This window comes from Stutzerimonas degradans (genome assembly GCF_024448505.1).
GTDB classification, from domain to species: domain Bacteria; phylum Pseudomonadota; class Gammaproteobacteria; order Pseudomonadales; family Pseudomonadaceae; genus Stutzerimonas; species Stutzerimonas degradans.
The window spans coordinates 1-18745 of the sequence record NZ_JAMOHV010000015.1; the positions used below are offsets into that span (position 1 = coordinate 1).

19 protein-coding genes are annotated in these 18745 nt (G+C 63.7%); 9 read left to right on the forward strand and 10 right to left on the reverse strand.

The features are described 5' to 3' along the window. Positions 1–72: 72 nt before the first annotated feature. The 4 genes from pssA to NAV27_RS16555 all read right to left on the reverse strand — a co-directional run bounded on the left by pssA (position 73) and on the right by NAV27_RS16555 (position 4372). Positions 73–912, reverse strand: a complete 840-nt coding sequence (gene pssA, locus NAV27_RS16540; protein ID WP_102829573.1) for a CDP-diacylglycerol--serine O-phosphatidyltransferase — start codon at positions 910–912, stop codon at positions 73–75. A 151-nt stretch (positions 913–1063) separates the two neighbouring features. Beyond that, positions 1064–2080, reverse strand: coding sequence for a ketol-acid reductoisomerase (gene ilvC, locus NAV27_RS16545; protein WP_102829572.1), 1017 nt, complete (start codon positions 2078–2080; stop codon positions 1064–1066). Between the two features lie 73 nt (positions 2081–2153). Beyond that, positions 2154–2645: an acetolactate synthase small subunit gene (gene ilvN / locus NAV27_RS16550; protein WP_003288852.1), complete on the reverse strand. Its 492-nt coding sequence runs from the start codon at positions 2643–2645 to the stop codon at positions 2154–2156. A 2-nt stretch (positions 2646–2647) separates the two neighbouring features. Beyond that, complete coding sequence (locus NAV27_RS16555) at positions 2648–4372, reverse strand: acetolactate synthase 3 large subunit (protein WP_008568881.1); 1725 nt, start codon at positions 4370–4372, stop codon at positions 2648–2650. Positions 4373–4777: 405 nt separating this feature from the next. On the opposite strand from NAV27_RS16555, the gene NAV27_RS16560 reads away from it, so the two are divergent. Next, positions 4778–5215 (forward strand): DUF4124 domain-containing protein, encoded by a 438-nt coding sequence (locus NAV27_RS16560; RefSeq protein ID WP_043298111.1) that lies wholly within the window; start codon positions 4778–4780, stop codon positions 5213–5215. A gap of 45 nt (positions 5216–5260) precedes the next feature. Here the strand turns inward: NAV27_RS16560 and NAV27_RS16565 are convergent, their stop codons facing one another. Genes NAV27_RS16565 through mrcB form a run of 3 tightly spaced genes read right to left on the reverse strand, consistent with a single transcriptional unit; the run spans position 5261 to position 8656 of the window. Then, positions 5261–5581, reverse strand: a complete 321-nt coding sequence (locus NAV27_RS16565; RefSeq protein WP_102829571.1) for a YqcC family protein — start codon at positions 5579–5581, stop codon at positions 5261–5263. Beyond that, positions 5581–6285 carry a tetratricopeptide repeat protein gene (locus NAV27_RS16570; protein ID WP_054095243.1) on the reverse strand — a complete coding sequence of 235 codons (705 nt, stop codon included), beginning with the start codon at positions 6283–6285 and terminating at the stop codon, positions 5581–5583. Before NAV27_RS16570 ends, NAV27_RS16565 begins: the two co-directional genes overlap by 1 nt. 58 nt (positions 6286–6343) lie before the next feature. After that, the gene (mrcB, locus tag NAV27_RS16575) at positions 6344–8656 is read right to left on the reverse strand and encodes a penicillin-binding protein 1B (protein WP_102829570.1); all 2313 of its coding nucleotides are present in this window, start codon (positions 8654–8656) and stop codon (positions 6344–6346) included. A gap of 158 nt (positions 8657–8814) precedes the next feature. Between mrcB and NAV27_RS16580 the strand changes: the two genes are divergently transcribed. From NAV27_RS16580 to NAV27_RS16595, 4 genes are all read left to right on the forward strand, one after another. Continuing rightward, complete coding sequence (locus NAV27_RS16580) at positions 8815–10377, forward strand: bifunctional aminoglycoside phosphotransferase/ATP-binding protein (RefSeq protein ID WP_102829569.1); 1563 nt, start codon at positions 8815–8817, stop codon at positions 10375–10377. A gap of 70 nt (positions 10378–10447) precedes the next feature. Further along, positions 10448–11242, forward strand: a complete 795-nt coding sequence (locus NAV27_RS16585) for a class I SAM-dependent methyltransferase (RefSeq protein ID WP_180981463.1) — start codon at positions 10448–10450, stop codon at positions 11240–11242. A gap of 18 nt (positions 11243–11260) precedes the next feature. After that, entirely contained in the window at positions 11261–11527 is a 267-nt protein-coding gene (locus NAV27_RS16590) for a TfoX/Sxy family protein (protein ID WP_008568887.1), read from the forward strand. Between the two features lie 104 nt (positions 11528–11631). After that, positions 11632–12429 (forward strand): cyclic nucleotide-binding domain-containing protein, encoded by a 798-nt coding sequence (locus NAV27_RS16595; RefSeq protein WP_008568888.1) that lies wholly within the window; start codon positions 11632–11634, stop codon positions 12427–12429. Positions 12430–12627: 198 nt separating this feature from the next. On the opposite strand, the gene NAV27_RS16600 is transcribed toward NAV27_RS16595, so the two are convergent. The 3 genes from NAV27_RS16600 to NAV27_RS16610 are packed head-to-tail and all read right to left on the reverse strand — an operon-like array spanning position 12628 to position 15324. Then, positions 12628–13509 (reverse strand): ChaN family lipoprotein, encoded by an 882-nt coding sequence (locus NAV27_RS16600; protein ID WP_102829568.1) that lies wholly within the window; start codon positions 13507–13509, stop codon positions 12628–12630. Between the two features lie 10 nt (positions 13510–13519). Further along, the gene (locus NAV27_RS16605; RefSeq protein WP_102829567.1) at positions 13520–14287 is read right to left on the reverse strand and encodes a heme ABC transporter ATP-binding protein; all 768 of its coding nucleotides are present in this window, start codon (positions 14285–14287) and stop codon (positions 13520–13522) included. Continuing rightward, positions 14287–15324: a FecCD family ABC transporter permease gene (locus NAV27_RS16610; protein WP_102829566.1), complete on the reverse strand. Its 1038-nt coding sequence runs from the start codon at positions 15322–15324 to the stop codon at positions 14287–14289. Before NAV27_RS16610 ends, NAV27_RS16605 begins: the two co-directional genes overlap by 1 nt. A gap of 119 nt (positions 15325–15443) precedes the next feature. On the opposite strand from NAV27_RS16610, the gene NAV27_RS16615 reads away from it, so the two are divergent. The 4 genes from NAV27_RS16615 to accB all read left to right on the forward strand — a co-directional run bounded on the left by NAV27_RS16615 (position 15444) and on the right by accB (position 18735). Then, a complete protein-coding gene (locus tag NAV27_RS16615) occupies positions 15444–15782 on the forward strand; it encodes a Rieske (2Fe-2S) protein (RefSeq protein WP_102829565.1) in 339 nt (112 codons plus the stop codon). Between the two features lie 46 nt (positions 15783–15828). Further along, positions 15829–17610, forward strand: coding sequence for a protein-disulfide reductase DsbD (locus NAV27_RS16620; protein WP_102829564.1), 1782 nt, complete (start codon positions 15829–15831; stop codon positions 17608–17610). A 150-nt stretch (positions 17611–17760) separates the two neighbouring features. Beyond that, positions 17761–18204 carry a type II 3-dehydroquinate dehydratase gene (gene aroQ, locus NAV27_RS16625; protein ID WP_043298123.1) on the forward strand — a complete coding sequence of 148 codons (444 nt, stop codon included), beginning with the start codon at positions 17761–17763 and terminating at the stop codon, positions 18202–18204. A 75-nt stretch (positions 18205–18279) separates the two neighbouring features. After that, positions 18280–18735 carry an acetyl-CoA carboxylase biotin carboxyl carrier protein gene (gene accB, locus NAV27_RS16630; RefSeq protein WP_102829563.1) on the forward strand — a complete coding sequence of 152 codons (456 nt, stop codon included), beginning with the start codon at positions 18280–18282 and terminating at the stop codon, positions 18733–18735. The last annotated feature ends 10 nt before the right edge of the window (positions 18736–18745 follow it).

Here is an 18745-nt window from a genome sequence, read left to right on the forward strand (position 1 = left end):
TGGGCGTCAACCGTTAATTTGCATGTTACACAAATGAGCGCCGCCAGAGACTGCGGCGCTGCACAATAGCAATCAATCCTCGATGCGCTTGCGACGCCGCATCTGCATCAAATGCTGAACGGGACCGGAGGCGGCATACGCAAGAAAAATAAGCAGCAGAACTCGCGGCGGATCGCTGAAGACCACAGCAAACACCAGCACCACGATCAGGATCGCTACGAACGGCACACGCCCTTTTAGATCAAGGTCCTTGAAGCTGTAGTACTTGATATTGCTGACCATTAGCAGACCAGCGGCAGCGACCATCAGCGCGAACAGCATGACCAGCACAAGCGGTAGGTCCATACCACGAATGCCTTGCTCGTCCAACGCCCAGACGGCCCAGACCCAACCTGCAACCACCCCGGCCGCTGCAGGACTTGCCAAGCCGATGAACCAGCGCTTATCGACCTTGCCAATCTGGGTATTGAATCGCGCCAACCTCAAGGCCGCGCAAGCTACATAAATGAAGGCAACCGTGAGTCCGACGTTACCCAGCTCAGACAATGCCCATTCGTACGCCAAAACCGCTGGTGCCAGACCGAAAGCCACCATATCCGAGAGAGAGTCGTACTCAGCACCGAACGCACTTTGCGTGTTGGTCAGACGAGCTACGCGCCCATCCAGGCTGTCGAGCACCATCGCCACGAACACGGTCGCCGCAGCCACGTAAAAATTGCCGTTGATGGCCGTGATGATGGAAAAGAATCCGGCAAACAGGTTGGCCGTGGTAAACAGATTAGGCAGCAGATAGATTCCACGATGACGGACCTTTCGGCCATCGGGACCTTGAGTTTCCTCGACGTGCTCATCAATCGGCAGAATGCTTTCCGCCTCAACCGCCTTGTTCGGCTCTTCAGGTTGCTCATTCATGCACTATCACCTTCACAACAGGTACGGATAAATTCGACCAAACCTGAAGACATGCGGTTCAGGTCCGGCCAAACACTCGTTTTATACCAGATGGCTGAACGCCAAAACGAAAAAACGCGGCCGAGGCCGCGTTTTTCCAGCAGAACAGAAATCAGTTCTTGCTCTTGTCGACAATCTTGTTAGCGGCGATCCAAGGCATCATCGCACGCAGCTTCTCGCCGACGACTTCGATGCCGTGTGCGGCATTGTTGCGACGATAGGCCGTCATGGACGGGTAGTTAGCGGCGCCTTCGGTAATGAACATCTTGGCGTATTCACCATTCTGGATGCGCTTGAGAGCATTGCGCATAGCAGCACGGGATTCGGCGTTGATGACTTCCGGACCGGTGACGTATTCGCCGTACTCGGCGTTGTTGGAGATCGAGTAGTTCATGTTGGCGATACCGCCTTCGAACATCAGGTCGACGATCAGCTTCAGCTCGTGCAGGCACTCGAAATAGGCCATTTCCGGCGCGTAACCTGCTTCAACGAGGGTTTCAAAACCAGCCTTGACCAGCTCGACGCAACCGCCACAAAGCACGGCCTGCTCACCGAACAGGTCGGTTTCGGTCTCGTCCTTGAAGGTGGTTTCGATGATGCCGGTACGACCTCCGCCCACGCCGCAGGCGTAGGACAGCGCGACGTTACGCGCATTGCCGGAAGCATCCTGATAGATGGCGATCAGGTCGGGGATGCCGCCGCCACGCACGAACTCGGAGCGCACGGTGTGGCCCGGCGCTTTCGGCGCGATCATGATTACGTCCAGATCGGCGCGCGGCACCACCTGGTTGTAGTGGATCGAGAAGCCGTGCGCGAAGGCCAGGGTTGCGCCCGTCTTCAGGTTCGGCTCGATCTCGTCTTTGTACAGACGCCCCTGGAACTCGTCAGGAGTCAGGATCATCACCAGGTCGGCGGCCGCGACAGCTGCCGGCACGTCACTGACCTTGAGGCCATGGGCCTCAGCCTTGGCGATCGACGACGAGCCCGGACGCAGGCCAACGGTGACGTCAACGCCGGAATCCTTCAGGTTGCACGCGTGTGCGTGGCCCTGGGAGCCGTAACCGATGATGGCGACTTTCTTGCCCTGGATGATCGAAAGATCGCAATCTTTATCGTATGAAACCTTCATGAAACTACCCCTGTTGCCGGCCTCGTGGGCCATTCGATAAAACGTTGCCAACTGGCTCAGCGAGCGTGGCCAGTCAGATACTCAGTACCTTGTCGCCCCGGGAGATCCCGGTGACGCCACTGCGTACAACCTCAAGAATCGCTGCGGTTCCGATGGCCTGGATGAAGCTGTCCAGCTTGTCGCTGGTTCCGGCCAACTGGATGGTATAGACGCTGGTAGTCACATCGACGATCTGTCCGCGGAAGATGTCGGTGGTGCGCTTGACCTCGGCACGCTGAGCGCCGGTGGCCTTGACCTTGATGAGCATCAGCTCGCGCTCGATATGGGCGCTCTCCGACAGGTCCACCAGTTTGACTACCTCCACCAGCTTGTTGAGGTTCTTGGTGATCTGCTCGATCACCTCCTCGTGGCCAATGGTGGTCAGGGTCAGGCGCGACAGCGTAGGATCCTCAGTCGGCGCCACGGTCAGGCTCTCGATGTTGTAGTTGCGCTGCGAGAACAGCCCGACCACGCGAGACAGTGCGCCTGGTTCGTTTTCCATCAAAAGGGAAATGATGTGTCTCATGATCAGGTCCGCTCCGTCTTGCTCAGCCACATATCGCGCATCGCGCCGTCTTTGATCTGCATCGGGTAGACGTGCTCGCTGGTGTCAACGGCGATATCGAGGAATACCAGACGATCCTTCATGGCAAAGGCCTCTTCCATTTTCGGCTTGAGGTCCTTCAGGTCGGTGATGCGCATGCCAACGTGCCCGTAGGCTTCAGCCAGCTTGACGAAGTCCGGCAGCGACTCCATGTAGGAGTGCGAGTAACGGCTGTTGTAGACCATGTCCTGCCACTGGCGGACCATGCCCAGAGCACCGTTGTTGAGGTTGATGATCTTCACCGGCAGGTCGTACTGCAGGCAGGTCGACAGCTCCTGGATATTCATCTGGATACTGCCCTCGCCGGTCACACAGGCGACATCGGCGTCAGGGAAGTTCAGCTTCACGCCCATGGCTGCCGGCAGACCGAAGCCCATAGTGCCGAGGCCGCCCGAGTTGAGCCAGCGGTTGGGCTTATCGAACTTGTAGTACTGGCAGGCGAACATCTGGTGCTGACCGACGTCCGAGGCAACATAGGCCTCGCCCTTGGTCACTTCGCAGAGCACTTCGATGGCAGTCTGCGGCTTGATGATCGAACCATCGCCCTTGTCATAAGGGAACAGCCCACGATTGCCGCGCCACTCGTCGATCTGCTTCCACCAGCTGGCGACCGTCTCGGCGTTCGGCGCCTGGCCGATTTCCTTGACGATGGCGACCATCTCGGTCAGCACACTATCGACCGGACCGACGATCGGGATGTCGGCCTTGATGGTCTTGGAAATAGACGCCGGATCGATATCGATATGGATGATCTTGGCGTTCGGGCAGAACTTCGCCGCACCATTGATCACGCGGTCATCGAAGCGCGCACCCACCGCCAGGATCACGTCGGAATGGTGCATGGCCAGGTTGGCGGTGTAGCTGCCGTGCATGCCGAGCATACCGACGAACTGGCGATCGCTGCCCGGATAGCAACCCAGGCCCATCAGGGTGTTGGTCACCGGCAGGTTGAGCATCTTCGCCAGCTCGGTCAGCTGCGCCGAAGCGCCGCCCAGAACCACGCCGCCACCGGCGTAGATGATGGGCCGCTTGGCTCCCAGCAGGAGTTCCGCCGCTTTGCGAATCTGGCCCGAATGCCCACGCACGGCCGGGCTGTACGAACGTAGCTTGGCCTTCTTCGGATAGACGTATTCGAATTTTTCGGCCGGGTTGGTCATATCCTTCGGGATATCGATGACCACCGGACCAGGACGCCCGGACTCGGCAAGATAGAACGCCTTCTTCATCACCTCGGGAATTTCCGAAGGATGCTTGATCATGAAGCTGTGCTTTACGATGGGCCGGGAGATACCGATCATGTCGGTTTCCTGGAAGGCGTCGGTGCCAACCATGGTGCTGGGCACCTGACCGGAGATGACCACCATCGGGATCGAATCCATGAAAGCGGTGGCGATACCGGTGATGGCATTGGTCGCCCCAGGACCGGAGGTCACCAGCACCACGCCGGCCTTGCCGGTCGCACGCGCATAGCCGTCGGCCATATGGGTGGCAGCCTGCTCGTGACGAACCAGGATGTGCTCGATGGACTTTTCCTTGAAAAGCGCATCGTAGATATGCAGAACGGCACCGCCCGGGTACCCGTAGATGTACTTAACGCCTTCGTCACGCAGGAAGCGGACGACCATTTCAGCGCCGGATAAGAGTTCCACGTTGTTCACCTCTGAAACGCCAGATAGCGACTCCAAGGAGCGGAGCCACCTGAAATAGGTTTACTGCCGGCAGGGCATGAGCGACGGTGGTCGCCGACTACGTCAGCCACTGACTGAGCCAGTATTGGAAGAAACCCTGTTGTCGCGGGCTCTCCACCCAGCGCGAGGTAACGCGTTGCGGGTGATGCAGGTCGGCGCGGGTAGCACCTCATGTCTGTCTAGGCTGAGCCGGTATCACTTGCGGCGAAGCGGCTCAGGACAGCAAGTTTCGGATTGTTCGGATTCGACGCCGGCAAGTCAAGCTTGCCGTTGCGTTGAGGTGCATTCAGGCTGTGATCTGGTGCAGCAGCGGCACCCGGGCTTTTGGGTATAGTGCTGCTGTTCCGCTCACACGAAGGAAAACACATGCGATCGATGGTTATTGTCGGCAGCCTCCTGCTCGCCCTGAGTAGCAGCACAATGGCCGCGCAGGTATACAAATGGGTCGACGCGCAGGGCATCACCCACTTCAGTGCGCAACCGCCGCAAGGTCAGGCCGCCCAGACTCTGAATACGGTCACACCGCCACCGAAGCCCGCCGCCGCCGAGCCAGACGCCAGTGAAAGCAGCGCGTCACTGGTGGATCAGGAGAAAATCGACCGCAAGGTCAAGCAGCAGGTTGCCGAACAGGAAGCCGAGCGCAAGCGCTATTGCGAGACATTGCAGACTAACCTGGCGCAACTGCAAAACAATCCGCGCGTACGCGTCGAGGAAAACGGCGAAGTACGCCGTCTGAAGGAAGAGGAACGCCAATCGCGCATTGCCGAAACGAAGCAAAAGATCGAGGAGAACTGCAAGCAGTAAAACCTCCTCGCCCCCTAGTCCGACGCGCAGCGCCGCCTCGCGGCGTTATTCGTTGGCAATCAGACGATCGAATTCGAGCAGAGCAGCAAGCAAGCCCCCCACGGGGCGCTCCCGATACACCACCTCTGCCATCGGATGGATACCGGACACCGCCGGCAAAGGCTGACCCTCCTCAAGAATCACCTTCATCCGCGGCAGGAAAATCCACTGCAGCCATTCCTCGAACTCCAGCGTGTCGACACAGAAGGGCTCAGCGCTGGCCAGCGCCACGGGCGACGGCGGCACTGGCGTCCACAGCCCGAGCACACGCAATTCCCGCTCGATCAGCAGCAGCTGCTGCGCCACGTCCGCTAGCCGCTCGTCCATCACAGAGCGACCTTCGCGCGCTCGCGCGCCTGGGCCGCACCCGCGGCATCACCCTGGCGTTCCCGCGCCTGGGCGATCAGCTCCCACAGGCTGGCTTGCAGAGCAGGTCGTCCGCTGGCGTAGCTCAGACCGCGACGAGAAAGCTGCTCGGCCTGTACCGCATCGCCCTGCGCCAGCCGCACCTGTGCCAGGCGGTAGAGCACCTGCGGCTCACGCGGAGCGATCCGTTGCGCGCGCTCCAGGCTGGAGGCGGCGCCGTTGAGATCACCACTGCCCTGCAACTGCTGTGCGGTGGTCAACAGCGCCAGCACCGGGCCGTCAAGCTGTTCGTCCGCCGAAAGGCCGCGCGAAGAGGGAATGCCGCTCGGCTGCGGCGCGGGCGCAGGAGCGGCCATGGAGGGTGCCGACGGCGGTGCAGCATTCCACGCACCCTGAGTCATCGGCGCAGGATCGATCGAGCCGACGATGCCACCATCCGGTGCTGCGTAAGTCTGCAGCGGAGCCGAAGTGCCCTGCGGCACCATTACCGTCACACCGGAATCCTCCGGCAGCGCCCGGGGCGCAGGAGCGCCGCCCGGCGCCCGGTACGCCTGGCGCGCAGCCATTTCTTCGGAAACCGGCGCACCCGCATCAACCACCGGGATCGCCCGTCGGTCAACCGTGGCGCAGCCGGGAAGCAGGGCCGCGGCGGCCAGTAAGATCATCCATTGCCTGTTCAATCTGCAAACCTCTTAAAAAACGCGAATAGCCAAATCCGGCAAATCACTGCAGCCAGCCTCGTACCCAGTCCATGACTGATTCGGCCGGTGCCTGGAGCCCGCAGCCGGGCCCGGCGGCCGGCTCACTGCCGCGAATATAGGGCATCTGCACCGCGCCCGGGCAGCGCTGGTCGGTCGCCTGGCCGCTACTGGAATCGACCCAGACCTGCACGACATTGTCCGGCAGCGGCATGTTCAGCGGCAGCGGATCGGCGCGGCGCATGAAATCGGTCCAGACCTGCAGCGCCCCGGTGGCGCCGGTCAGGGAGGTCTTGCCGTTGTCGTCGCGACCAAGCCAAACCACCGCCAGCAGATCCTGGCTGAAGCCGGCAAACCAGCTGTCGCGCGAATCGTTGGTGGTTCCGGTCTTGCCGGCCAGATTCAGCGAACGCGACAGGCGGTTGTAGGCCGAGCGTCCGGTGCCCTCGTGCATCGCCCGCTGCATCGCGTACTGCGTGAGGTAGATGGCACCGGCATCGAAACGCTGCTCGATCTGGAACGGGTAACGCTTGAGCGGCTCGCCGGTGGCGGTCAGCACGCTGCGAATGCCGCGCAACGGCGTGTTGAAACCACCGTTGGCGAGGGTCTGGTACATGTCCGCGACCTCGATCGGCCGCAAGCCGCCGGCTCCTAGCAGCATCGACGGATAGGCCGGCCAGTCCGGCGTGGCGCCAAGGCGTGCCAGCGTCTTGAGCACAGTCGGCACGCCGAGATCGAGCCCCAGACGCGCTGTCGACAGGTTGTAGGAGTTCGCCAGCGCTTGATACAGGTACACCGTGCCATAGGCCTGGCGACCATAGTTCTGCGGCTTCCAGACCTTGCCGTCGCCACCCTTGACCGAAAACGGCTCGTCCTCCAGCAGGCTGGTCAGCGTGTACTGACTGGGCCGCTCCAGCGCGGCGAGATAGATCGCCGGCTTGATCAACGAGCCGATTGGCCGCACCGCATCCAACGCCCGGTTGAAGCCCGCATAGCCCGGTTGCCGACTGCCGAGCATGGCCTGGATCTCGCCGGTTTCCGGGTTGGTCACCAGCATCGCGCCCTCGACGGCTTCCGCACCCTTGCCGAGGCGCTTGAGCGTCTCGCTCATCGCCGACTCAGCCTTGAGCTGCAGAATCGGATCGAAGCTGGTGAAGACGCGCAGCCCCTCCTCGGTGAGGTCCTCTTCGCGGTAGTCCTCGCGCAGCTGGCGCTTGACCAGGTCGAGAAACGCCGGATAGGAACTGTCCGCCATGCTGCCGCGCTGCGTAACCCCGAGCGGCAACTGCTTGGCCACCGCGGCCTCCTCCGCAGTCACCACCTGCTGCTCGGCCAGCATGTCGAGAATAAGGTTGCGACGCTCCAGCGCGCGCTCCGGATTGCGCCGCGGGTTGTAATAGGTCGGCCCCTTGACCATCCCCACCAGCAGCGCCACCTGATGCAGCTTGAGCTCGGCCAGCGGCCGGCCGAAGAAGTACTGGCTGGCCAAACCGAAGCCATGAATCGCGCGTCGACCGTCCTGTCCGAGGAACACCTCGTTGAGGTAGGCCTCGAGAATCTCCTGCTTGTCGTAATGCAGTTCCAGCAGCACCGCCATCATCGCCTCGGTGGCCTTGCGGCTGAGGCTGCGCTCGTTGGTCAGGTAGAAGTTCTTGACCAGCTGCTGGGTCAGCGTACTGCCGCCCTGACGCACCTGGCCGGCCGTCAGGTTGACCCACACGGCGCGAGCGATCGACTTGGGCGATACGCCGAAATGTTCGAAGAATTCGCGGTCTTCGACCGCCACAAGCGTCTCCACCAGATACGGCGGCACCTGATCGAGCTTGATCAGGATGCGATCCTCGTTATGCGCCGGATACAGCCCGCCGATCAGCAGCGGCTCGAGCCGCGCGACTGCCAGCTGGCCGCCGTTGGCACGATTGAGCCCCGCGACGAAGTCACCGGAAAAGCGCACGCGCACTCGCTGCGACTCCTCCGCGCCCTCGTAGAACTGGAAGCCGCGGGTATGCAGCTCGACGTTGTTGCCGGCGACCGAAGCGCTACCCGGACCACTGACAGCCTTCTCGCGGCGATAGCCCAGCGCGTCGAGTTCGGTGAGGAAGTCGTCCTTGGCCAGCTTCTGCCCGACGAACAGTTCGAGCGGCCGAGCGTAGACCTTGGCGGGGATGGTCCAGCGCTTGCCGGAGAATTTCTCCTGCACCACGGCATCCAGGTATATGGCGAATCCGGCGAGGATCACCACGCCGACGATAGAGAGTTTCAGCACCCACCCCAACCAGGGGCGAGCACCACCGGCACGGCGTTTCGAGCGGGTACGGGAAGAGCGGGATCTAGTCATGGCGGCGCATTATACGCAGCTTTGCCGTGACGGTCAGACGCCCTCTCGGCGGTTTGCAGCCTGGGCCTCAGTCGCCATAATGCCGGGGTTTTCGACCGCGTGACGGGCTTCTCAGCGAAGCGCCACGCTGCTTCCAACAACTTCAACAAGGAAAGACCGTGAGCCAAGCACTGATCGCCGCCCTGCAGAATCCGGCCCTCTATCCGCATCCGGTCAACGACTTGCGGGTCATCGAAACACACATCTCCTGGGTCATTCTCACCGGCCAATTCGCCTACAAGATCAAGAAGCCGGTGGACTTCGGCTTTCTCGACTTCACTGCGCTGGCGGCACGCAAGCACTTCTGCGAAGAAGAACTGCGCCTGAACCAGCGCATGGCTGCCGGCCTGTACCTGGAGGTGCTGCCGATCACCGGTAGCGAACAGGCGCCGCAGCTGGATGGCGCGGGTGCCCCCATCGAATATGCGCTGAAAATGCGCGAATTTCCGCAATCGCAATTGCTGGCGGAAGTCCAGGCGCGCGGCGAGCTGACCGACGCTCACATCGATGCGCTGGCGCGGCAGATCGCCTCCTTCCACCTGCAGACCCCGCAGGTGGCCGCTAATCACCCGCTCAACACACCCGAGGCGATCGTCGCGCCGATGCGACAGAACTTCGAGCAGATTCGCCCATTGCTCAGCGAAGACGCCGATCTGCGTCAGCTCGACGCCCTGCAGGAATGGACCGAAACCAGCATCAGCCGCCTGTGGCCGCTGCTCCAGCGGCGCTGCCAGGAAGGCTTCGTCCGCGAATGTCACGGCGATCTGCACCTGGGCAACGCCACACTGATCGACGGCGAGGTGGTGCTGTTCGACTGCATCGAATTCAACGAGCCGTTCCGCCTGATCGACATCGCTTCGGATGCCGCCTTCCTCGCGATGGACCTCGAGGACCGCGGCCTGAAATGCCAGGCACGACGCTTCCTCAATGGCTGGCTGGAGCACACTGGCGACTACGCCGCGCTCGAGCTGCTCAACCTGTACAAGGCCTATCGTGCCCTGGTGCGCGCCAAAGTCAGCCTGTTCCGTCTGTATCAGGAGCAGGACGCGGTGGAGCGCAAGGTGATCCTGCGCCAGTACCGCAGCTACGCCAACCTGGCGGAGAGCTACAGCGCCATCCCGTCGCGCTTTCTGGCGATCACCCACGGCGTGTCGGCCGTCGGCAAGAGCCACGTGGCGCTGCGTCTGGTCGAAGCCCTGGGCACCGTGCGCCTGCGCTCGGATGTCGAGCGCAAGCGACTGCACGGACTGCAGACGGCCGACCAGCAAGGTCAGCTCAACGCCGGCATCTACAGCCAGGATGCCAGCGACGCGACCTACCAGCGACTGCACCAGCTTGCCGAGCACGCCTTGCTCGCTGGCTTTCCGGTCGTCATCGATGCGACCTATCTCAAGCAGGCACAGCGCGAAGCGGCCTGGCAGATTGCCGAAGCTACCGGCGTACCCTTCCTGATCCTCGACTGTCATGCGCCGGATGCGGTGCTGGACCAGTGGCTGGCGCAGCGCCAGGCGGAGGGTAGTGACCCTTCGGATGCCACGCAGGAGGTGATTCGCGCGCAGCAGGCCAGTCGCGATCCGCTCAGCGAACAGGAACAAGCGCGCAGCCGGCGCATCGACACCCACGATGCCGGCAGTCTCGACAGACTGGTCGAAGCCATTCGCCAGCATCTGCCGGGCGTCTGAGCCGTGGGCGCCGCGAGCAGATCGTGGCGCCCCTTCTATACTCACACGCACCCCCGCGCGGAAATCGAACATGTCCGTCTGCCCCACGCCCACCCTGCCCGCACCACAGGCCGCACGTGACAGCGTCGAACTGTTCTCGGCACGCGCCAGCGGCTATGCGCAGTTTCGCCCGCACTACCCGGCCAGCCTGTTCGCCTGGTTGGCCGGTCAATGCCGGCAAACCGACACAGCGCTGGACATCGCCGCCGGCAACGGCCAGGCCAGCCTGCCGCTGCAGCGGCACTTCCACCGGGTGCTCGCCTGTGACGCCAGCGCGGCGCAACTGAATGCAGGCGCGCACTGGGAATCAGTCGAGCGATTCGTCGCGGATGCCGAACAACTGCCGCTCAAGGACAACCGGCTGGATCTGATCGTGGTGGCCCAAGCGCTGCACTGGTTCGCCTCGCCGGCCTTCTTTGCGCAGGCGCGCCGGGCGCTGAAACCGGGCGGACTGTTCTGCGCCTGGTGCTACAGCCTGCTGGAGATCGATTCAGCACTGGACGAAATCATCAACCGCCTGCACGGCAAGACGCTCGCCGGATACTGGCCGGCAGGCCGCGCAAGCGTCGACGCCGGCTATCGGGACATTCATCTGCCCTTCGCTCGACTCGCCGTTCCAGCCTTCGCGCTCGAGGCGACCTGGAGCTTCGAACAGCTGATTGGCTACCTGCGTACCTGGTCGGCCGTGACGAAGTGGCAGCAAACGCATGGCAGCGACCCGGTTGCCGCCGTACAGGCTTCGCTGCGCGAGGCGTGGGGTGATGTGCAAGCATCACGGCGCATTCGCTGGCCACTCCATTTTCTTGCAGGTTATCCCACCCAGTAGCTACGCAAGGAAGCTGCCATGCACGATGAACTGCTCACCCTGCGCAACCTCGGCAAGACTTCCTCACAGTGGCTGCACGCCTCCGGCATTCATACCGCTGCCGACCTGCGCCGACTCGGCGCGGTAGGTTCCTACCGGGCGGTCAAGGCCCGCGGTTTCGGCGCCTCACGCGTGCTCCTGTATGCCATCGAAGGTGCCCTGCGCGATCTCCCCTGGCAGGAGCTGCCGGCGTCGCTGAAGGACGAACTGAACCGGCTTCTCGACGAAAGTCACAATAAGAGCTAGCTCACAACCTCCACCGGCCAGGATTTACTCCCCCAAAGGCCGTGCCTATTGTGCGCGAATCGCGTCAGCCATCGATTTCGCCTGTTCGTTCAAGGATTACCGACATGTATCTACTCGGAGAGCAACCGGCCTATGCCGATCGTCTGATCAGCCATCTGCAGGGCATTCCGGGCCAACTGCTCGACGGGCTGGCACCCTGCGGCGCGCCCATTGAGTACGGGCACACCGATGACCTCGACAGCGAACTGGCCGCCGAACGGCTGTACCTGGTCGACAGCGGCCTGCTGCATGCGCGAATCGACGACAAACCACTGTTCTATCTGCAGGAAGGTGATCTGCTCGGCCTGTATCAGAGCAGCGTACTGCCGCCCTGCCGGTACTGCAGCGACGAGCCTGTCCGCCTGGTTCCCTACACCCGCAGCGACGTGCTCGCGCACATCCAGGCCGACGCGCACCGCCAGGAGCTGCTCATCCAGTACCTCAGCGGGCACACCGCGCTGCTCGGCGATGCCCTGGCACGCCTGCGTCAGCCGGACGTCCGGCCGGCCACCGGGTTCCGCCATTTCGCCGCTGGCGATGAACTGATCCATCAGGGCGATGAGGCCGACAACGTGTTCATCATCGTTGACGGCCGTGCGGAGGCGCTCGTCGATGGGCAGAAGGTCGGCGATGTGCAGAAGGACGAGATTTTCGGGGCGATGGCCGTCTTCACGCGCGAGAAGCGCAACGCCACCGTGATCGCCAGCGAACCCTGCACCGTCATGGTGATTCCCAAGGAGCAATTCCTCAGCCTCACACAAAACAATCCCCGCATCGCCCACAGCCTCATCGAAAGCATGGCGCGACGCATTGATCTGCTGAACAAGGAAGTCACTCAGTTACGCCTGGCCGTTCCCGCATGAGGCGTTGAAAATTCTTTTATTCCAAGCGTTGACTTGCTAATGAGAATTGTTATTATTATCTCAACTGGTCGCGAGATCAGCCGGTAACTGAAGGCCCAGGCAGTCGGACTTTCAGGTTATCTCCTCATCAGGCTAATCACGGTTTTTAGACCCGACTCTGTCGGGTCTTTTTTTGTCCGGCAAAAATGTCTCGGTGACTCAGCGCTTGCGCATCTCTTCGCAGTAGTCCTTGGCCGGCTGTGCCGGCGTGTACCAGACGAAATCCGCCTGCTGCGCCGCAACGCGTTCCCCAACCTCGGCGAGCATCAGCACCTGAGCGTTGCCCGCGGCGCCCAGATCAAGCAGGTGCAAGGGCGCACCGAGATCGCGGCGCACGTGAAAGCCCCCGGCGATCAACAGCGTCGGCTTCGGCGCCGCCAGCAGGCGTGCGGCCATGCGCCGGTCGCGCTGCTGCTGGACCGCCAGCATGGCCGGCACCTGGCTGTCCGGCAGCATGCCGCAGTGAGACTCGATGATCTGCGCGCGCAACGCGTCAGCAACCTCGGCACGCGTGGACTCGCCATCGGGCAGGCGCGGCACCTCACGGTAGATCTGGCCGATCTCGGCGCGCGTCAGGTTCGCCGGCATCAGCGGGAAAGGCTGCGCCAGCGCATGGCTGACCAGCGGACCATAGAGCGTCCACGGCCACCCCGGCGACCAGGCCAAGCTGACCGGCAGATCCCCCACCGGCTCGCCGCGACGCAGCTGCGTTTGCGCCCGAGCCACCGCGGGCTGCTGCTCCGGCGTCAGCATCTCCAGTAGCAGGCTGCCCTGACTGCGCTGTTCGGCCAGCGCCTGCAGCAGCCAGAGCTGCAGCGCATGATGATCGGGATTGTCGTGACGCTCGCCGACGAGCACGTAATCCGCCTTCGCCAGCCGCCGAACTAGCTGCGCGGCGCTCAGCCGCTCGCCACTGCGCAGATCGACGATCGCCCCAAGGTCTACGTGATCGCGCCCCCCCGAACTCTGCCATTCGGGCAGCGGCGGCAGCGTCTGGCAAGCCGACAACAACAGCAGCAACGGCAAGAAGAAAATACGCAAGGCTGCCTCCTCAACGGGCAATGATGAGTGGATGATCATGCTCGGGGTGACGCTGCACCAGCACCTCCAGGTCGAACACGCTGCGCAGCAGGTCGGCCCGCAGAACCTCACGCGGCGTGCCGCTCGCGCGGTTACAGCCTTCGGCAAGCAGCAGCAGTCGGTCGCAATAGCGCGCGGCCAGGTTCAGATCATGCAGGATCACCAGCACGGCCGCGCCGCGGCCCGCAACCTCCCGCAACACCTGCAGGACCCTGTGCTGGTGCGCCGGATCGAGCATGGAGGTCGGCTCGTCGAGCAGTAGCACCTGCCCCTCGCCTCCCGGCCAGAGCTGCGCCAGCACCCGTGCCAGATGCACGCGCTGACGCTCGCCGCCGGACAACTCCAGATAGTTGCGCGCGCGCAAATGCGCGGCATCGGCCGCCTCCAGCGCTTCGGTGACGATGCGCGCATCCGCCTCGCGCCCGCTGTCGTGCGGCAAACGCCCGAGCGCCACCACCTCGTCCACCCGGAAGGCGAAGTTCAGCGTCGAGCTCTGTGGCAGCACCGCGAGATGACGTGCCCGCTCGCGCGCCGGCCAGTCGACCAAGGCGCGTCCATGCAGCGACACCACCCCCGCAGCGGTCGGCAGCTCAGCGCTCAGCGCCCCGAGCAGGCTGCTCTTGCCAGCGCCGTTGGGGCCGAGCACACCGAACAGCTCTCCGGCGTGCAACCGCAGATCGATATCCTGCACGGCCAGCCGCGCGCCGCGCCGCACCGCAACTCTGGTCGCAGTCAGCATCAGGCACGCCTTCGCAGCAGCAGATAAAGAAAGAACGGTGCGCCGAGCAGCGCCGTGACGATGCCGATCGGCAACTCGGCCGGCTGCAATGCCAGCCGTGCGACGAGATCGGCCAGCAACAGCAGACTCGCGCCGGCCAGGGCAGACGCCGGCAGCACCACTCGATGGTCCGGACCGGCCAGCAGGCGCACCAGATGCGGCACCACCAGCCCGATGAAGCCTATCATCCCGGCGGCGGCCACAGCGGCGCCGACGCCCAGCGCGGTACAGAGCACCAGCTCACGCTTGAGCCGCTCGACCTCGAAACCCAGATGTCGCGCCTCGGACTCGCCCAGCAGCAGCGCATTCAGCGCGTTGGCACGGGTTGGCAGCCATAGCGCGACGATGCCGGTGACCAGCAGCAGCGGCCACAGCCGGCCGTAGCTAGCGCTGCCGAGGCTGCCGAGGTTCCAGAAGGTCAGCATGCGCAGCGTGGCATCGTCAGCCAGGTAGGTGAACAGCCCGATCAGCGCGCCAGCCAGCGCAGTCAACGCGATGCCGGCGAGCAGCATGGTCGAGACCTCCGCCTGGCCGCTGCGGTGTGCCAGCCGATAGACCAGCGCAGTAACGCCCAGTCCTCCGCCGAACGCGCACAGCGACAACAGGTACGGCTCGAGCGCCACCGGCAGTCCGCCGAGCAACGCGCCGCCGACAATTGCGAACGCCGCCCCCAGCGCCGCGCCGCTGGATACGCCGATCAATCCCGGATCGGCCAGGGGATTGCGAAACAGCCCCTGCATGGCCACTCCGGAAAGCGCCAGCACGGCGCCCACCGCCAGCCCCAGCAAGGCACGCGGCAGCCGGAGCTGGCCGACGATCAACGCGGCCTGAGCGAGTTGCGGATCGTCCGGCACCAGGCCGAGCAGGCCGGGAATCACGCGCAGCGTGTCGCCCAGCGGCAGCGATACCGGCCCCAGTGCCAGCGACAGCCACAGCACCAGCGGCAGCAACAGGCCGAGCGACAGGAGCAGCGTGCGTGCGCGAAGGACAGGCCCCATCCGGTTGGTCCGCCAGAGAATGAACGGGCAAGCATATAGAGAGCGCTGCCGCCGCCGCCAGCCCCGCTGTGCCGCCGCCCGCCAATGCGCAATAATCGCCGGCCGAGCGAGGAGCCCCGATGATCCGTCTATGCGCGTCGAACGAACTGGTCGAAGGCCAGAGCCGCGGTTTTGCCCTGTCGCAGGTCCGCGTGGTGGCCGTGCGTCGTGATGGCGTGCCCTACCTGTACGAAAATCGCTGCCCGCACCGCGGAATCGCCCTGGAGTGGCTGCCTGACCAGTTCCTCGACAGCAGCGGCAGCCTCCTGCAATGCGCGACCCACGGCGCGCTGTTTCTGATCGAGTCGGGCGAATGTGTCGCCGGCCCCTGCGCCGGCCTAGGGCTACGGCCGCTGATCGGCAGTGAACGTGACGGTGTGATCTGGTTGCACGACGAGACAATACAACGCGAGTCGTGAACGCCCAGCTTGGTTATCATGCGTCAACGTTTTCTGTGAGATCGCCATGCGTCGTCTGCTGACCCTGCTGCTGCTCCTCGTCGTGCTGCCCGCCAGCGCCGGTCTGTTCGACAGCAAGCCAAGCCCCACACTCGGCGCCCCGCTCGGCGCCCCGCTCAACAACAGCGCGGACTTCCTGCCGGTGCGCGAGGCCTTTCGCCTAAGCCTGGTAGAGAGCTCGCCAACACAGGTGAAGCTGCGTTTCGTCGCCGCCGAGGGTTACTACCTTTATCGCCACCGCTTCGCATTCAAGACCCAGGAACCGGGCGTCACCATCGGCGAGGCGCAACTGCCGGCCGGTGAGCAGAAGACCGACGACTACTTCGGCGAGGTGGAGGTCTACTACGGCGTACTGGATATCGAGGTGCCGGTCGACAATCCAGAGCAGCGCCCCTTCACGCTGCAGGTAAGCTACCAGGGCTGCGCGGACAAGGGACTGTGCTATCCGCCGGAAACCGAGAATCTGACCATCGGCGGTATCGGCGCCGCATCTACCGCCGCGCCGAATGCGCCAGAGGCAAAGGGCGAGCTTTCCTGGCGGGCGATCGGGCTGTTCTTCCTCGCCGGTCTGGGGTTGACGTTCACCCCCTGTGTGCTGCCGATGCTGCCCATCCTCAGCGGCGTGGTGCTGCGCGGCCAAACGGGCGGCATGCGCAGCTTCCTGCTGTCGCTGGCCTATGTTCTGCCGATGGCGGGCGGCTTCGCTCTGCTCGGGGCTTTGATGGGCGTATTCGGCGCCGAACTGAATCTGCAGGCGCGCCTGCAGTCGCCGTGGATTCTGGTGCCCTTCGCGCTGTTCTTCGTCGCCTTCGCGCTGGCCATGTTCGGCCTGTTCGAACTGCGCCTGCCGCAGGCGCTGTCGGCGCGTCTCGATCGCGTCGCCGGCAATGCCCGCGGCGGCTCGTTCACCGGCGCGGCGCTGCTCGGGGCGATTTCCAGCCTGCTGGTATCGCCCTGTGTTTCCGCGCCGCTGGCCGGTGCCCTGCTGTACATCAGCGCCAGCGGCGATGCCCTGGGCGGCGGCCTGAAGCTGTTCGCCCTGGGCCTGGGCATGGGCGCACCGCTGGTGCTGTTCGCCACCGGCGGCGGCGCGCTGCTGCCCCGAAGTGGTCCGTGGATGGTCAGTGTGCGCAATACCTTCGGCGTCCTGCTGCTGGCAGTCGCGGTATGGATGCTCGAACGCGTGTTGCCCGGTCCGCTGGCGCTGGCATTGTGGGGTCTGCTCGCCGCCGGTTCGGCGCTGTTCCTCGGCACCCTGGAGTTCACCCAGAAAACCGCGCGGCAGAAGCTTGCGCAGCTGCTGGGACTGGTCCTGCTGGTCTACGCGCTGGCGGCCTGGGTCGGTGCGCTGCAGGGCAACTCCGATCCGCTGCGGCCGTTACCCCAGTCCAGCGCAGTGCGGGCCGACAGCGCGACCGGCGATGGCTGGCTGACCCTTGCCACCACGGCCGAACTCGATGCACAACTGGCCGCCGCACGCGCCGCTGGCCAGCCGCTGATGCTGGACTGGTACGCCGACTGGTGCGTCAGCTGCAAGGTTTTCGAACGCGAGGTCTTTGCCCATCCACAGGTGGCGCCGCGGCTGGCTGGTTATCGGCTGATCCGTTTCGACATCACCGACAGCAACGCCGAGCAGCGCGCCCTGCTCGACCGCTACCAGCTGTTCGGTCCACCGGCGATCCTGTTCTTTGATCGCGCCGGCAACGAACTGAAGGACGTCCGCGTCGTCGGCGAACTGGACGCCCGGGAATTCGGCGAGCGGCTGGATCGCGCCGAGCGCTCGCTCTAGGGACTGTTGCAGCAATCTCCAGTCATAATGCGGGCATTTCCGGCGATCGCTGCATGACTGGACAGTCAGCCCTTGCTTCGGGCATAGTTTTTCCCCTTTCCGGTGGGCGCATCGCGCGCCGCCGTTTGCCCAGAACAACAAGGACCGCCAATGGCCACGCTGCTCGTGCTCCACGGCCCCAACCTCAACCTGCTCGGCACCCGTGAACCCGGTGTGTACGGCGCCGTGACGCTGGCGCAGATCAATCAGGATCTGGAACAGCGCGCGCGCGACGGCGGCCATCACCTCCTGCATCTGCAATCGAACGCCGAATACGAGTTGATCGAGCGCATTCACGCCGCTCGCGACGAAGACGTCGACTTCATCCTGATCAATCCGGCTGCCTTCACCCACACCAGCGTCGCATTACGTGACGCGCTGCTGGCCGTGAGCATCCCATTCATCGAAGTGCACCTGTCCAACGTGCACAAGCGTGAACCTTTCCGCCATCACTCCTATTTCTCCGACGTAGCGGTAGGAGTGATCTGCGGCCTTGGCGCCAGCGGCTACCGACTGGCATTGGAGGCCGCCCTGGAACAACTCGCCGCTTCCTGACAGGCCTGTGCTCATGCCGGACCTCGAAGACGCGCGCAGCAATGCCCTTTGAACTTACCTGGGAGTCACTGCTTCATGGATATTCGCAAAGTCAAGAAACTGATCGAACTGCTGGAAGAGTCCGGTATCGACGAGCTCGAGATTCACGAGGGTGAAGAGTCCGTACGTATCAGCCGCCACAGCAAGCAAGTCGCGATGCAGCAACCGGTCTACGCGCATGCCCCTGCCGCTCCGGCCCCTGCTCCAGTCGCCGCCGCGCCGGCTGCCGACGCCGCTCCGGCAGCACCGAAGCTGAACGGGAACGTGGTTCGCTCGCCGATGGTCGGCACCTTCTACCGTGCATCCTCGCCGGAGGCCAAGGCGTTCGTCGAAGCCGGCCAGACCGTCAAGAAAGGCGACATCCTCTGCATCGTCGAAGCCATGAAGATGATGAACCACATCGAGGCCGAAATCGGCGGCACCATCGAATCCATCCTGGTGGAGAATGGTCAGCCGGTCGAATACGACCAGCCGCTGTTCACCATCGTTTGAACCGCGGAGA

Coding starts and splice junctions, on each gene's coding strand:
- pssA (WP_102829573.1), bottom strand. CDS start 912: ATGAATGAGCAACCTGAAGAGCCGAACAAGGCGGTTGAGGCGGAAAGC.
- ilvC (WP_102829572.1), bottom strand. CDS start 2,080: ATGAAGGTTTCATACGATAAAGATTGCGATCTTTCGATCATCCAGGGC.
- ilvN (WP_003288852.1), bottom strand. CDS start 2,645: ATGAGACACATCATTTCCCTTTTGATGGAAAACGAACCAGGCGCACTG.
- NAV27_RS16560 (WP_043298111.1), top strand. CDS start 4,778: ATGCGATCGATGGTTATTGTCGGCAGCCTCCTGCTCGCCCTGAGTAGC.
- NAV27_RS16565 (WP_102829571.1), bottom strand. CDS start 5,581: ATGGACGAGCGGCTAGCGGACGTGGCGCAGCAGCTGCTGCTGATCGAG.
- NAV27_RS16570 (WP_054095243.1), bottom strand. CDS start 6,285: ATGATCTTACTGGCCGCCGCGGCCCTGCTTCCCGGCTGCGCCACGGTT.
- mrcB (WP_102829570.1), bottom strand. CDS start 8,656: ATGACTAGATCCCGCTCTTCCCGTACCCGCTCGAAACGCCGTGCCGGT.
- NAV27_RS16585 (WP_180981463.1), top strand. CDS start 10,448: ATGTCCGTCTGCCCCACGCCCACCCTGCCCGCACCACAGGCCGCACGT.
- NAV27_RS16590 (WP_008568887.1), top strand. CDS start 11,261: ATGCACGATGAACTGCTCACCCTGCGCAACCTCGGCAAGACTTCCTCA.
- NAV27_RS16595 (WP_008568888.1), top strand. CDS start 11,632: ATGTATCTACTCGGAGAGCAACCGGCCTATGCCGATCGTCTGATCAGC.
- NAV27_RS16605 (WP_102829567.1), bottom strand. CDS start 14,287: ATGCTGACTGCGACCAGAGTTGCGGTGCGGCGCGGCGCGCGGCTGGCC.
- NAV27_RS16610 (WP_102829566.1), bottom strand. CDS start 15,324: ATGGGGCCTGTCCTTCGCGCACGCACGCTGCTCCTGTCGCTCGGCCTG.
- NAV27_RS16615 (WP_102829565.1), top strand. CDS start 15,444: ATGATCCGTCTATGCGCGTCGAACGAACTGGTCGAAGGCCAGAGCCGC.
- NAV27_RS16620 (WP_102829564.1), top strand. CDS start 15,829: ATGCGTCGTCTGCTGACCCTGCTGCTGCTCCTCGTCGTGCTGCCCGCC.
- aroQ (WP_043298123.1), top strand. CDS start 17,761: ATGGCCACGCTGCTCGTGCTCCACGGCCCCAACCTCAACCTGCTCGGC.
- accB (WP_102829563.1), top strand. CDS start 18,280: ATGGATATTCGCAAAGTCAAGAAACTGATCGAACTGCTGGAAGAGTCC.